This window comes from Loigolactobacillus bifermentans DSM 20003 (genome assembly GCF_001434575.1).
Classification (GTDB): domain Bacteria; phylum Bacillota; class Bacilli; order Lactobacillales; family Lactobacillaceae; genus Loigolactobacillus; species Loigolactobacillus bifermentans.
Map to the genome: position 1 here is coordinate 41,923 of NZ_AZDA01000018.1, position 15,318 is coordinate 57,240.

Genomic DNA, 15,318 nt, shown 5'->3' on the forward strand with positions numbered 1-15,318 from the left:
AGGGGGTTCAAGATGACAGAGGATGCGCGTTTTGTCACGCCGGATACATTAGATGATGGCGAAGCCAGTTTAGAAAAGTCGTTACGGCCCCAACGGTTGGCGCAATATATTGGTCAAGACCAAGTTAAAACGGAGTTGCAGGTGTACATTGCAGCCGCTAAACAACGACAGGAAAGCTTGGACCATGTTTTATTGTACGGCCCGCCAGGTTTAGGGAAAACCACCTTAGCCATGGTGATCGCCAATGAGATGCAAGTGTCCATTCGCACCACAAGTGGCCCAGCTATTGAGCGTCCCGGCGATTTGGTGGCGATTTTAAATGAGCTGGAACCAGGAGATGTGTTGTTCATTGATGAGATCCACCGGTTGCCGAAAGTGGTTGAGGAGATGTTGTACTCTGCCATGGAGGACTTTTTTGTGGATATTATTATTGGACAAGGCCCCACTGCTCACCCGGTGCATTTTCCGTTACCACCTTTTACGTTGATCGGCGCAACTACCCGAGCCGGACTTTTATCGGCCCCCTTACGTGATCGATTTGGCATTGTGGCGCATATGGCTTATTATGATGAAAGTGCCTTGACGGAAATCGTGCAACGGTCTGCTGATATTTTTGATACGCAGATCGCCGGTACCGGTGCCCATGAAATTGCCCGGCGGTCACGGGGAACACCGCGGATCGCCAACCGCCTGTTAAAGCGGATCCGTGACTTTGCACAGGTCGCCCAACAGGACACCATTGATCAAAGCATTGTCCAACGTGCGTTACAGTTACTCCAAGTGGATACCCGCGGGCTGGATGTGGTGGATCAAAAGCTATTACACACTATGATCGAATTTTATAACGGTGGTCCAGTGGGGTTAAGCACGTTAGCCGCTAATATCGGTGAAGAAACGGATACCATCGAGGAAATGTACGAGCCTTATTTGCTCCAAATTGGTTTTATTAAACGTACCCCGCGGGGACGCATTGCAACAGAATTGGCGTACCAGCATTTAGGGCTGACGCCACCAACGAAATAATTTAAGAGGAAGTATCAACAATGGGACTGTCAACAGAAGATTTTGATTACGATTTACCACAAGAATTAATCGCACAAACGCCTTTAAAAGAACGGGACGCATCACGGATGCTGGTACTGGATCACAAAACGGGTGCTTATTCTGATCAACACTTTTATGATGTGTTAGAGCAATTAAACCCCGGCGACGCTGTTGTGATGAACGATACGCGGGTGATGCCAGCACGCTTGTATGGCATCAAGGCAGAAACGGGTGCGCACTTAGAAGTCTTGTTATTAAACAACACCGAAGGCGACCATTGGGAAACGCTGATGAAGCCAGCCAAGCGGGCGAAAGTCGGCACTGAGATCACCTTTGGGGATGGCCAATTAAAAGCCGTTGTTACCGAGGAATTGGAACATGGTGGCCGGATGATCGAATTCCATTATGATGGGATCTTTATGGAAATTTTGGAACAATTAGGGGAAACACCATTGCCCCCTTATATTAAGGCGAAGTTGGATGACCCTGAAATGTACCAAACCGTTTACGCCAAAGAAAATGGCTCTGCCGCTGCCCCTACGGCCGGTTTGCATTGGACGAAGGAATTATTACAAAAGGTGCAAGATAAAGGCGTGAAGCTGGTTTATTTAACCTTACACGTTGGTTTAGGGACTTTCCGGCCAGTGGATGTGGACGATATTGATAATCACAAGATGCACAGTGAATTTTATCGGCTCACACCTGAAGCCGCGGCCCAATTAAACGAAGTGCGGGCCAACGGTGGCCGGATCATTGCCACTGGGACCACTTCCATTCGGACGTTAGAAACCATTGGCACAAAATTTGACGGCGAGATCAAGCCAGATTCTGGTTGGACGGATATTTTTATTAAGCCAGGTTACCAGTGGCAGGTGGTGGATGCCTTTATTACCAATTTCCATTTACCAAAGTCCACATTAGTCATGCTCGTCGCTGCCTTTACCGGCCGGGACAACATTTTGAATGCTTATCAGCATGCCATTGACGAACGCTATCGTTTCTTTAGCTTCGGGGATGCCATGTTTATTAAATAACACGCTAAAGGGCCGTGACGTTAAGTCACGACCCTTTTTTGAAGTCTTGTCCGGCCCAAGATTTTGTATCGCACAAGCTGTTAAAACTAGTGTGGGGTGTTACAAATTTCACTAAACGCCGTTTCCAAAATTGTACGCTCATGGAGAATTGAAAAAAGTCTTTATTTTGAAAAACTTAGGTTGTTCATCGAAGCGAGTAAAATCAAAACTTGGGTATCAGAACGGCTTCTAATTGTATTTTAGCACATTAATAAAGCGCTTACAAATATACTTCGTGGCTTTCTGAAAGTTAAGGACTTGTTGACGGCCACACAAACCAGTGACTTTTTAAAAAGGTTCATGGTTGAGGAGCATGCGTTAAAAGAACGTTCGTTTTGTGAAAAACGCCGAACATGTTAGAATAGCAAGGTTAAGGACAAAATGAGAAAGTAGGATAAAAATGGAACCAGCAATTAAATATCGTTTAATTAAAAAAGAAAAACATACTGGTGCGCGGTTAGGTGAATTGATCACCCCGCATGGCACTTTCCCCACCCCGATGTTCATGCCAGTGGGGACCAATGCTTCTGTTAAGACGATGGCGCCAGAGGAACTGGATGAGATGGGGGCAGGTGTGATCCTAGCCAATACCTATCATTTATGGTTACGTCCAGGCGAAGAAATCGTTAAAGAAGCTGGCGGCTTGCATAAATTTATGAATTGGGACAAAGGCATTTTAACGGATTCGGGTGGTTTCCAAGTGTTCTCGTTAGCCAATATGCGTGATATTACAGAAGAGGGCGTTCACTTTAAAAACCACTTAAATGGCGCGAAAATGTTTTTAAGCCCTGAAAAAGCGATGCAGATCGAAAATGACCTTGGCCCAGACATCATGATGAGCTTAGATGAGTGCCCACCCTTTTTCGAAACTTATGATTACGTTAAAAAATCTGTGGCGCGTACCAGCCGTTGGGCCGAACGTGGCTTAAAGGCGCATCGTAATCCGGCTACACAAGGGTTATTTGGCATTGTGCAAGGGGCTGGTTTCCAAGATCTACGGGAACAAAGTGCCAAAGACTTAGTTAGTTTAGATTTTCCAGGCTATTCCATTGGTGGGTTGTCCGTTGGGGAATCCAAGGCCGAAATGAATCATGTGTTGGACTTTACCACCCCGTTACTGCCAGAACATAAACCCCGTTATCTAATGGGGGTTGGTTCAGCGGATGCCTTGATTGATGGTGCGATTCGGGGCATTGATATGTTTGATTGCGTGTTGCCAACGCGGATCGCCCGTAACGGGACTGTGATGACCAGTCACGGCCGCTTAGTGGTGAAAAACGCGAAGTATGCCCATGATTTTGGGCCATTAGACGATAATTGTCACTGCTACGCTTGTCGTAATTATAGCCGGGCTTATATTCGCCATTTGATCAAAGCCAATGAGATCTTCGGGATCCATTTAACCAGTTATCATAATTTGTATTTCTTGTTGCACTTAATGCGGCAAGTGCGCCAAGCCATTCGGGATGATAATTTATTAGAATTCCGGGAACAGTTCTTCGAAATGTACGGCTTTAATCAGGAAAATGCGCGTAATTTCTAATTTCACTGGAAGTTAAAGGGTAAATTTGTTACGCTGGTCTTATGACTTAAAAATTAAATGAGGTGTTCAATTTATGAGTAGTGGTTTGAGTACAACCCTTATGATGGTAATTTTGTTGGCGTTGATGTATTTTATGATGATCCGGCCACAACGTAAACAACAAGATCAAAAGAAACAAATGATGTCTGCCATGAAACCAGGGGACTCAGTGGTGACCATCGGTGGTTTACACGGTGTGATCAACCGCATCGATGAAGCAAAACAAACAATTGAATTAGATATTGAAGGGGTTTATTTAACCTTCGATCTCCGTGCAATCGGTCGTGTGGATAAGCAAGAACCAGTTGCGCCCGAAGCACCTAAAGCAGCTGAAACAACGTCAGAAGCACCTGCAACTGACGAAAAGGCTGACGCAGACGCCACAGAAGCACCTGCAGCAGAAGCCCCAACAGAAGATAAAAAAGAAGACTAATGGCTGCTCAAGAAGTTGACGCATGACGTTGGCTTCTTTTTTTTATACCTAAAATGCTTGTGAATCAGTATTGTAAGCGGATTCATTTTTAATGGGCTAGTCCTTTTGTACCAGTGGTTACAAGGATATTAGCGTTGGGCTGATTTTGTGAACAATGTTATGTCGGGTTGCCGGCGAAAAAATAAAATAATTTTTTTCGGTGCTGCGCTTAAAGTTGATGAACTGATTTTTGATTTCACATTGATGAAGAATAAAGACTGTTAAATCAGCATTTTAAGCTGAATTTGATGGTCTAACCAACTGGCTTCGCTTCCATATATCAGGCTGAAAATCGGAGAAATAGGGACTTAGAATTGAAATTAATTCAAAAAAATTCAAATCTAGGCTTTACAAACATTGTGTAACGTTGTACTATCTACTTGTGAAATAAATAACATAACTTAATCCAGATGGGAGATTTGACCTATGAGTAAAGAGCAAATCACTAAGCCTAAAGAAGAAGTAGACGTTAATGGTATGATTGACGAGTTAGTCAAAAAATCACATGTATCCTTAAAAGAGATGGCGACTTTTACACAAGAACAAGTCGATAAGGTCTGTGAGGCTGTTGCATTAGCTGCTTTGGATAACCATATGAAGATTGCCAAAATGGCCGTTGCAGAAACAAAGCGTGGGGTCGTTGAAGATAAGGCAATCAAGAATATGTACGCCAGTGAATATATCTGGAACAGTATTCGTGATGATAAAACTGTCGGCATTATTGATGACGACGACGAAAAGCAAATGATGAAAATTGCTGAACCAGTCGGTGTTGTTGCCGGGGTTACCCCAGTAACCAACCCAACGTCAACAGTTGTATTCAAAACTTTAATTTCATTAAAGACACGGAATACCATTATCTTCGGGTTCCATCCACAAGCACAAAATTGCTGTGTTGAAACTGCTAAAATCATTCGGGCAGCCGCTATTGAAGCTGGCGCACCTGAAGATGCGATTCAATGGATCTCAAAACCTAGTATTGAAGCAACTGGGGCTTTGATGAACCATGACGGTGTTGCAACTGTCTTGGCAACTGGTGGTCCTGGCATGGTCAAAGCCGCTTACTCAACTGGTAAACCAGCTTTAGGCGTAGGCCCTGGTAATGGTCCTTCATATATTGAAGCAACTGCTGATATCAAACAAGCCGTTAATGACATCGTCCTTTCAAAGACATTTGATAATGGGATGGTCTGCGCGTCTGAAAACTCAGCTGTCGTTGATGCTTCGATCTACGATAAAGTTAAACAAGAATTTGAATACTGGAATTGCTACTTCTTAAAGAAGAGCGAAGTACCAGCTTTAGAAGAAGCAATGTTTGATGCAAAACGTGGCGGCGTTAAAGGCCCAATCGCCGGGAAGTCTGCTTACGATATTGCTAAATTAGCCGGCATCAACGTTGCACCAGATACCAAAGTTTTAATTGCTGAAACAGATGGCGTTGGTCCTAAATACCCAATTTCTCGTGAAAAATTATCACCTGTTTTGTCAATGTACAAAGCAAATGGTCATGAAGCAGCCTTCAAACGTTGCCTTGAATTACTTGAATTTGGTGGCTTAGGTCATACTGCCAGCTTGCATACACGTGACGAAGACTTGATCACTGAATTTGGTCTTAAAATGCCTGCCTGCCGTGTCTTGATCAACCAACCTTCAGCCGTTGGTGGTATTGGGAACATCTACAATAACATGGTACCTTCATTAACCTTAGGGACTGGTTCTTATGGTAAGAACTCAATTTCTCATAACGTTACTGATTGGGATCTGTTAAACATCAAGACAGTTGCAAAACGTCGTAACAACATGCAATGGGTAAAATTGCCCCCAAAAGTATACTTCGAGAGAAACTCAGTGCGTTACTTGGAGACGATGGAAGGGATTAACCGCGCATTCTTAGTATGTGATCCAGGAATGGTTCAATTTGGTTACTCTGACCGTGTACTTGCCGAATTACGCAAACGTAAAAACAACGTTGAAATCGAGATTTTCTCTCAAGTTGAACCGAACCCATCGATTGAAACAGTTGAAAAAGGTGTTGCCCAAATGGATGCCTTCAAACCTGATACGATCATTGCCCTTGGTGGTGGGTCCGCAATGGATGCCGGCAAGTTCATGTGGTTAATGTACGAACATCCAGACGTATCCTTCTTCGGCGCTAAGCAGAAGTTCTTGGATATTCGGAAACGTACCTACAAAGTACCTACGTCTAACAAGGCGAAATACATTGGGATTCCAACTACTTCTGGGACTGGGTCTGAAGTTACACCATATGCCGTTATCACAGATAACAAGACACATATCAAGTACCCAATCACTGACTATGCAATGCAACCAGATATTGCCATTATCGATTCACAATTCGTTGAAACGGTACCACCTCGTACCACTGCTTGGACTGGGTTAGATGCTATCACCCATGCAACCGAAGCTTATGTTTCAACGATGTCAACTGAATATACGCGTGGCTGGGCATTACAAGCCTTGAAGTTAGCGTTTGACAACTTGAAAGCTTCTTACGAAGGTGACAAGGAAGCACGCTACAACATGGCCAATGCCTCAACAATGGCTGGTATGTCATTTGCTAGTGCCTTCTTAGGGATCAACCATTCAATTGCCCATAAATTAGGTGGGGAATTCAACTTACCTCATGGTTTGGCAATTGCAATCACTTATCCACATGTTGTTCGTTATAATGCGACAACACCAACTAAGTTGGCAATGTGGCCTCGTTACAACCACTTCCGCGCTTTGAAAGATTACGCAGACATTGCCCGTTACTTAGGCTTTGAAGGTAATACTGACGAAGAATTGAAGGAAAGCTTGGTTAAACACTTTGTTGACTTAGCACACTCTGTTGATGTGACCTTAAGCTTGAAAGCAAACCGTGTTGAAAAAGCACACTTCGACGCAACTGTCGATGAATTAGCTTCCTTGTCTTATGAAGATCAATGTACAACAGCCAACCCTAAAGAACCATTAATCAGCGAATTGAAACAAATCCTGATCGATGAATATGATGGGAAAGGCGTCGAAACAAAATAAGGCGATTGAACACCCCCTTCTAGAAAAGGAACTGGCTTAACGGTCAGTTCCTTTTTTTTGAGGGCTTGATCTGGAAATGTCAAAAAAATAAACATTATTTTTTTGATGGTATAGACCGCCAAATAAGAGCCTTTTAAGGTCTTTTTCAGGCTTTTTTGCAAAGATAGCGTTTTTTCGATTGCTGTTCCTTGTTGAAATAGGTACAATATCAATAGACTTGAAAACGGAAGTGATAGCATTTATGCAGGATGAAAAGGTTGCTTTGTTTATTATTTTTGGTGGGTCGGGAGACCTTGCACGTCGTAAACTCTACCCATCGTTATTTCGCTTATATCAAAAAGGCTATCTTCAAAAACACTTTGCCGTTATTGGCACGGCGCGGCGGCCTTGGTCCAATGATTACTATCAACAAATTGTCTTTGATTCATTAGCGTCATTGAACCCTGATGCTGAGCAGGCAAAAGAATTTGCCAGTCATTTTTATTACCAATCCCATGATGTAACGAATACGGAACATTATGTGGTGTTGCGTGAATTAGCTCAAAAATTAGATACGCAATATCAGCTTGCTGGTAATCGTATTTTTTACATGGCGATGTCGCCACGTTTCTTTGGGACCATTGCGGGCCATTTAAAGTCCGAAGATGTGTTAGATGATCGGGGCTTTAACCGCTTAGTCATTGAAAAACCATTCGGCCATGATTTTGCTTCAGCTCAAGTCTTAAATGAAGATATTCGGGCTTCTTTTGCCGAAAATCAAATTTACCGAATTGATCATTATTTGGGTAAAGAAATGGTGCAAAACATTTCTGCCATTCGCTTTGGAAATAACATTATTGAATCTTTGTGGAACAACCGCTACATTGACAACATTCAGATCACGTTAAGTGAAGCGTTAGGGGTGGAAGAACGCGGCGGGTACTATGAAAACTCTGGGGCCTTGCGGGATATGGTACAAAACCATATTTCTCAAATCGCCACATTGTTAGCCATGGAACCACCTGTTTCATTTGATGCGGCCGATATTCGTAGCGAAAAAATCAAAGTGTTGCGGAGTTTGCACATTGGGACACCTGAAGAAGCACGGCAGGATTTTGTTCGCGGTCAATATGGCGCTGCCACAGTGGCCGGTGAAGCATTGGACAATTATCGTGACGCCGCCCAAGTGGCCCCTGAATCGAAAACGGAAACTTTTGTTGCGGGTAAAATGACCTTCGAAAATTATCGGTGGGCTGGCGTTCCGTTTTACATTCGGACTGGGAAACGTTTGGCGAAAAAAGCCACGCGCGTGGATGTGGTCTTTAAGCAATTGCCAATGAACATTTTCCAATCGGTTAACAAGCAAGATAATTTAGCTGAAAACGTGTTGACGATTTATATCGAACCGACGGAAGGCTTTACCTTACAGTTAAACGCTAAACGGGTGGGGCAAGGGTTTGCCACACGGCCAGCAGCGTTAACGTTCCGGCATAGTTCTGAAGCAGCAACCAACACACCAGAAGCTTATGAACGGTTATTGCTGGATATTCTCAATGGTGATTCAACGAACTTCACGCATTGGGATGAACTGGCGCAAACTTGGCGCTTTGCAGATGTGATCGAAAAAGTTTGGGCAAGTGAACCAGCGCCTGATTTTCCAAATTACTTAAGTGGCTCCATGGGGCCGGCTTGTGCGGATGAATTGTTAGCACGGGATGGCCGTCATTGGGTTTATGATCCAACACAAACAGATTGCGAATAGTTGTTTTTTGAAAGTCGTGAAATTTCACGGCTTTTTCTTTGCGGTCAAACGTGTGTTCTTTTATAATGAGAACAACGAAACTGTCGAGGTGAGCCAGCATGCGTGAGACGTTGTTAACCATTCCGTTAAATCAGGATACCAGTCGTAAGATCATCCATATTGATATGGATGCTTTTTATGCGTCCATTGAGGAGCGTGAGCAGCCGGCTTATGTTGGCAAACCATTGGTGATCGCCCATGATCCACGTAAAACCGGTGGGAAAGGGGTGGTGACCACGGCTAACTATACGGCGCGGCAGTATGGCATTCATTCGGCAATGGCAGCTGCGAAAGCCTTGGAGCTGTGTCCGCAGGCCCAGTTCAAAACGCCTGATTTTGTGTTGTATCGGCAAGTCTCTGAGCAAATTCATGAGATTTTTCACCAGTATACCGATAAGATCGAAGCGGTTGCGCTAGATGAAGCTTATTTAGACGTTACCGAAAATAAATTGGATCAAGCAAGTGCGGTGGCAATTGCGCGCCAACTACAAATGGCGGTGCTTAAGGCCACGTCTTTAACGTGTTCAACGGGGATTTCTTATAACAAATTTTTAGCGAAAATGGCCTCAGATTATCGCAAACCGTTTGGGTTAACGGTGATTCGGCCAGAACAAGCGCGGTTATTTTTAGCGGAATTACCCATTGAAAAATTTCATGGCGTAGGGCGTAAAACGGTTCCTAAATTGCAGGCTTTGGGCATCAATAAAGGGCGCGACTTACAAGCGAGTTCAGAACTGGAACTGATGCAGCATTTTGGTAAAATGGGTTTTCAGTTGTACCGCCATGCCCAAGGGGTCGATGGGCGGCCGGTGGATTATCAACGTCAACGCAAGTCGATTGGTCGGGAAACCACATTTCGCCGTCCGTTACGAAGTGATGAAGAAGTGGTGCCGGTTTTACGCGAGCTAGCAGCAGGTGTCGCTGCTCATTTGGCGAAAGCCCAAAAACACGGTAAAACGGTGGTACTGAAAATGCGCGATCAAGATTTCAACACCACCACCAAACGGCTAACTGTGGCAGAGTATGTGGGTTCTGAGACACAGGTTTATGAACTGGCACAGGAATTGTGGCAAACATACGGACAACTTCAAAATGGGATTCGCTTGTTGGGCATTACCGTAACCAATTTGGCGCCGCTTAGTTTTGAAGAGATCCAGTTGCCGTTGTTTCGGGATGATACGCCGCGGGAAAGCTGAAGTTCCTTTGTGTTTTCGCCGAAATATCGGTTATAATGAAGAAGATTGTAGTCGGTGATGCAAATGTGAGGGAAAACCATGCCAAAAAAACGGGAACAAGTCATTCAATACATTCAAAAGCGGCCTATCGGTGAACGTGTTTCGGTGCGGCGGTTAGCACGGTCTTTACATGTCAGTGAAGGTACCGCTTATCAGGCCATTAAAGTGGCTGAGGAGCGCGGAATCGTTTCGACAATTCCCCGTGTTGGAACAGTGCGAGTGGATATGGCGCAAGATCGGCAGCAGGCCACGCTGACTTACCAAATGTTGTTACAGGTCATCAATGGTCAGGTTTTCGGTGGGCATGCTGGCTTGGAAAAAGTGTTGCATCGCTTTTTGATTGGTGCCATGACCGCTGATCGCATGCTCCCTTATTTAACCCCAGATGCGGTGGTCATCGTTGGCAATCGTGAGGATATTCAACGCACGGCTTTATCCCATGGGGCAGCCGTGCTGGTGACCGGTGGGCTATCCGTGTCAGATAGTATTATGGCATTGGCGGATCAGAAACAGTTACCCGTATTAAGCACAAAGTTTGATACGTATACGGTGGCGACCATGATTGATCGGGTGTTGACCAATCAGCAAATTCGCCATAAGATCACCACCGTTGCCGATGTCTTTATTCCGGTGACGGAAGTCCGGACCTTGTACAGTCGCCAAACCGTTGCGGACTATAAACGGCTTAACCGCAGTACGACCCATGCACGTTTTCCAGTGATCAGCGAAACAAAGCAACTCGTGGGCATCGTCACCGGCAAGGATATTTTAGATTACTCCGGACAAGTGCGCATCGATCAGGTGATGACCAAGTCGCCAGCTAGTGTGAACTTAACCACGAGCATTGCCTCTGTTAGTCACATGATGGTGTATGAGGGCTACGACCTATTACCCGTGGTGGATCAGCATTTGGTATTGCTAGGGGTCATTAGCCGCCAAGACGTGATGGCCGCAATGGAAAATAACCGTGATGTGTCACGGATCGCAGGGACTTATTATGGTCAGGTGATCAGTCGCTTACAAGAATGGGAAGGCGGCAAGGCGTACCATGTGACTGTTACGCCGCAAATGACCAATCAAATCGGGACCATTGCGTTTGGAATTCTTACCGAACTGGTTACCCATGCGTGTCAGCGCCATTTACAAAGTCAACTTCATTTAGCAGCCACCATTGAACAGGTGGACTTGCATTATTTAAAACTCGTTCAGATCGAATCACAGCTTACGATTGTGCCAACTGTGCTGGATTTTGGCCGCCAAACTGCTATTTTAGATGTGGCAGTGCAGTTCAATCATCAGTTAGTGGCGAAAGCCATCGTAAACTGTCAACTTTTAGAAAAGCACAGGTGAAACCATGTCGATTGAAAAAGATATTTATGAAACCGTCGAACAGTATGATACAATTATCATTCATCGCCATCAGCGCCCTGATCCAGATGCCTTAGGCTCACAGGTCGGTTTGGCAACGATTTTAAAGGCCGCTTTTCCAGCAAAACAGATTTATTGTGTTGGGGAAGAAGTGCCGGGCTTGAAATGGGTGGCCCAAATGGACCAAGTCCCAGATACCGCTTATACAGGCGCCTTGGTCATCGTCACGGATACGGCAAATGCGCCACGCATCAGTGATGACCGGTATGCCAAAGGGGTCAAAGTCATCAAAATCGATCATCATCCCAATGATGAACCATACGGTGATTTGCAGTTGGTACGGCCAACAGCCTCTAGCAGTTCGGAACTGGTTTACGACTGGGCGACAGCTAATGGGTTAACCGTTTCAACGGCAGCAGCACGGCTGTTATACATTGGCATTGTTGGGGATACAGGGCGGTTTATGTACGATGCCACCACTTCCCACACATTTGCAGTGACCGCGGCCTTAACGGCAACGGATTTTAAACCAGCGTTGATCAATCAAAAATTAGATAGTATGTCCGCCGCGCAGGCGAAGCTTTATGCTTATGTGTTAGGCAACTTGACGGTTTTGCCAAGTGGTGCCGCACACGTTTTGATCTCAGCGGCGACGTTAAAAGCGCTAGGCTTAACGGTACCGGAAGCTTCCAGCATTGTGAGCTTGCCAGGTAAATTAGCTGAAGTGGTGGCTTGGGTGATTTTTGTGGAACAAGCCCCAGCCGATTACCGCGTGCATTTCCGTTCTAAAGGGCCCGTGATCAACGGCTTAGCCCAGCAACATGATGGTGGCGGCCATCCATTGGCCAGTGGTGCCCATGCAGTTGGGACTGCTGAAACTGAAACCATCGTACATGAATTAGATGCTTTGGTACAAACTGCCGAAGCAGATTAAACTTGAAGGAGCTTTTATGGAAACTAAATTTACAGATTATCAATTAAAGCCGTACTTGAAAAAAGCGTTAGCGGCTTTAAATTTTTACAAACCCACGCCAATCCAAGCGCGACTCATTCCGGTGATCCAATCTGGTAAAAGCGTTGTGGGGCAATCACAAACTGGGAGCGGGAAAACCCATGCTTTTTTGGTCCCGATTTTTAACCAATTAAATGAACTAGATCAATCCGTTCAAGCGGTGATCACCACCCCGAGTCGGGAATTGGCAGATCAAATTTACGCTGCGGCTCGGCAGCTTGCCAAGTTCAGCCCGAAACCAATTGTGATCCACAATTATGTTGGGGGAACGGATAAGCAACGCCAAATCCAACATTTACAACATCGCCAACCACAAATTGTGATCGGCACGCCAGGACGGATTGCTGATTTAGTTCGGAATCAGGCCTTAAAGACTTACACTGTCACTAAGTTCGTGGTCGATGAAGCCGATATGACCTTAGACCTTGGTTTCTTAAAAGATGTGGATTTCATTGCGGCAACGTTCCCAGAAGAATTGCAAATGTTGGTGTTCTCTGCCACGATTCCACAAAAGCTGGAACCTTTCTTGCGTAAGTATATGAACGCACCTGTGATTGAAACCATTCCAACCACCACGATTATTAGTCCAACCATTGATAACTGGTTGATTGCTACCCAAGGGAAGGACAAAAAGGCGCTGTTAGCCCAAGTGTTACACGCCATTAATCCGTACATGGCCTTGATTTTTGCCAACACCAAAAAACGCGTTGACGAAGTGAGCCAGTACTTAATTGAACAAGGGTTTAAAGTGGCTAAAATTTCTGGGGAATTAACCCCACGAGACCGGAAAAAGACCATGCGTCAAATTCAAAACTTGGAATTTCAGTACGTGGTAGCCACTGATCTAGCGGCGCGAGGCATTGACATTCCAGGAATTTCACACGTGATCAACTACGAAATTCCAGCTGATTTGGAATTCTTTATTCACCGGGTAGGGCGGACTGGTCGGAACGGCATGAGCGGCATCGCCATGACCTTCTACGTGCCAGGACAGGAACAGATCGTCACTGAAATCGAAAAGTTAGGGGTTACCTTCCAGCCAAAACGGGTGAAGCAAGGCGAGATCGTCGATACGTATGATCGTAATCGCCGGGCACAACGGACTAAGCAGCAAAAAACACTGGAACCGAAGATGATCGGTTTGGTGAAAAAAGAAAAGAAAAAGCATAAACCAGGTTATAAAAAGCGGATCCGTAAAGCGATTCAAAAAGACGAATGGTTTAAGCGCCGCGTTGAAAAGCGGGAATCAGCGCGAGCAGAACGTCGCAAAAATCGTCGGGATCATCAAGATTAACGGTTGATTGAGAAAGGCGGCAACGGCATGCAAACAACACAATTAATGGCCCCAACATGGTGGCAACTAACAGCAGCGAAGCAAGAACAAGTTTTTCGGCAGTTACTCCGTTATTTTGTGAGTCCGTTGCTGACGATTCAAAATGTGACCCCGTATCAGTTTCAATTTTTCGGTCATGTCCGACAGACCATGGCGGTTCAGATCCAAGGGATGACTTATGTTCTGGTGCCTGGCGCCCAACAAGTGACGTTAGGCTGGCAACAAGGTCTTGGTGCCTTGGACCTTGCTGAAGTGATCCAGAATCAGCAAGGAACAGCCGTGTTAACAACCGCTCAGGCCAGGGATTTGATCAACGCCAATACTTCGCCACAACGGGTGGTGGACATGCCCCCTTTACTGGTCGGGCAGCAAGCTTGGCCACTGGCTTGGCAGCCGCAAGGGTTGTACGAGGTCGTCACAGGCAAGTTTAGCGGGAATGTTTTCTTTGGGCAGCAGGTGTTGCCACAGATTCAGGCCTTGTTGCAACAACCGCAACCTAGCTTAGATCCTTTTGAACAAGCACCGCCTTTACAAACCGAAAATTTACAGTTGGTGCAAATGACCGACGGTGAACATTATTTGGTGTTTGCCCGCAATCCTGAAAACACCACTGCAACGGCCATTGAAGCAGACCGCCAACAGTTAGGCTTTCAGTTACCTACCGTGGATCAGTGGGAATATTTAGCGGGTGCTGGAACGCGGAACCTGTTTAACTGGGGCAATCAAGTCCAACCAACCGGGGTTTGGGCCCAAGAGGCTAATCCGTTTGGCTTACAGTTTGCCCAAGACCAGCGAACGTTGGAATTAACCCATAACCCAGCGCAGGTGAAGCTGGGCACACTACCGGTTAGCAAAGGCTCTTTGTTAAGCGAAAATTTGCCGTTGTCACCTTACTTTCAGCCGACCGTGGCACACATGGCACAACTGCCATTAGTGGCCACATATCGTGATGTGGCCCCAATCCACCTTGAAACCGAACCATAAACCGCAATCACAGCCGACGACGCTCACCAAGTCTACGGCGTTCAATGCACCCCGAATCCATCATGACCGACCCAGCAGCCGGCCGCCAAATCATCACAAACTTCCTGGTGGTAACGGCGGCAAAAGTGGGGTAGTTGTAAAGACCCATTTCGCTCCGGGTGGCGGGGCCGTGGAACGTAGTGGGCACGACTTGAAGCCAAGAAAATCACTTGTCTCCAAGCTCGGCCTTGTCGTAAGCGATAAATCACCAACGACAATTTCACCACTGACGGCCCCACCACCCTCCGCTGCATTAGGTTGGCGCTTCGATTCGTCATTAAGGCGCAGCACATTGATTATGTTTTGGCGGCGCTGGTTGGTCAGTGCCGGCGTTTTGAGCGTGATTTGTAAGTGAAC

General features: G+C 45.7%; 11 protein-coding genes. All 11 read left to right on the plus strand.

The genetic code is table 11. The features are described from left to right. Positions 1–12: 12 nt before the first annotated feature. The 11 genes from ruvB (at position 13) to FC07_RS03580 (ending at position 14,922) form a co-directional block, all read left to right on the plus strand. Positions 13–1,023, plus strand: coding sequence for a Holliday junction branch migration DNA helicase RuvB (ruvB, locus tag FC07_RS03530; RefSeq protein WP_057903746.1), 1,011 nt, complete (start codon positions 13–15; stop codon positions 1,021–1,023). Positions 1,024–1,043: 20 nt separating this feature from the next. Further along, positions 1,044–2,078: a tRNA preQ1(34) S-adenosylmethionine ribosyltransferase-isomerase QueA gene (queA, locus tag FC07_RS03535; protein ID WP_057903747.1), complete on the plus strand. Its 1,035-nt coding sequence runs from the start codon at positions 1,044–1,046 to the stop codon at positions 2,076–2,078. A gap of 439 nt (positions 2,079–2,517) precedes the next feature. Further along, positions 2,518–3,660 (plus strand): tRNA guanosine(34) transglycosylase Tgt, encoded by a 1,143-nt coding sequence (gene tgt, locus FC07_RS03540; protein WP_057903748.1) that lies wholly within the window; start codon positions 2,518–2,520, stop codon positions 3,658–3,660. Between the two features lie 73 nt (positions 3,661–3,733). Further along, positions 3,734–4,132: a preprotein translocase subunit YajC gene (gene yajC / locus FC07_RS03545; protein WP_057903749.1), complete on the plus strand. Its 399-nt coding sequence runs from the start codon at positions 3,734–3,736 to the stop codon at positions 4,130–4,132. 465 nt (positions 4,133–4,597) lie between these two features. Beyond that, positions 4,598–7,210 carry a bifunctional acetaldehyde-CoA/alcohol dehydrogenase gene (gene adhE, locus FC07_RS03550; protein WP_057903750.1) on the plus strand — a complete coding sequence of 871 codons (2,613 nt, stop codon included), beginning with the start codon at positions 4,598–4,600 and terminating at the stop codon, positions 7,208–7,210. 241 nt (positions 7,211–7,451) lie between these two features. Continuing rightward, positions 7,452–8,951 (plus strand): glucose-6-phosphate dehydrogenase, encoded by a 1,500-nt coding sequence (zwf, locus tag FC07_RS03555; protein ID WP_057903751.1) that lies wholly within the window; start codon positions 7,452–7,454, stop codon positions 8,949–8,951. 98 nt (positions 8,952–9,049) lie between these two features. Next, entirely contained in the window at positions 9,050–10,186 is a 1,137-nt protein-coding gene (gene dinB / locus FC07_RS03560; protein ID WP_057903752.1) for a DNA polymerase IV, read from the plus strand. A gap of 78 nt (positions 10,187–10,264) precedes the next feature. After that, positions 10,265–11,575 carry a DRTGG domain-containing protein gene (locus tag FC07_RS03565; protein WP_057903753.1) on the plus strand — a complete coding sequence of 437 codons (1,311 nt, stop codon included), beginning with the start codon at positions 10,265–10,267 and terminating at the stop codon, positions 11,573–11,575. Between the two features lie 4 nt (positions 11,576–11,579). Then, positions 11,580–12,527: a DHH family phosphoesterase gene (locus tag FC07_RS03570; RefSeq protein WP_057903754.1), complete on the plus strand. Its 948-nt coding sequence runs from the start codon at positions 11,580–11,582 to the stop codon at positions 12,525–12,527. A gap of 16 nt (positions 12,528–12,543) precedes the next feature. Further along, on the plus strand, positions 12,544–13,899 hold the full coding sequence (locus tag FC07_RS03575) for a DEAD/DEAH box helicase (RefSeq protein ID WP_057903755.1): 1,356 nt from the start codon (positions 12,544–12,546) through the stop codon (positions 13,897–13,899). Between the two features lie 27 nt (positions 13,900–13,926). Beyond that, positions 13,927–14,922: a hypothetical protein gene (locus FC07_RS03580; protein WP_057903756.1), complete on the plus strand. Its 996-nt coding sequence runs from the start codon at positions 13,927–13,929 to the stop codon at positions 14,920–14,922. Positions 14,923–15,318: the final 396 nt, after the last annotated feature.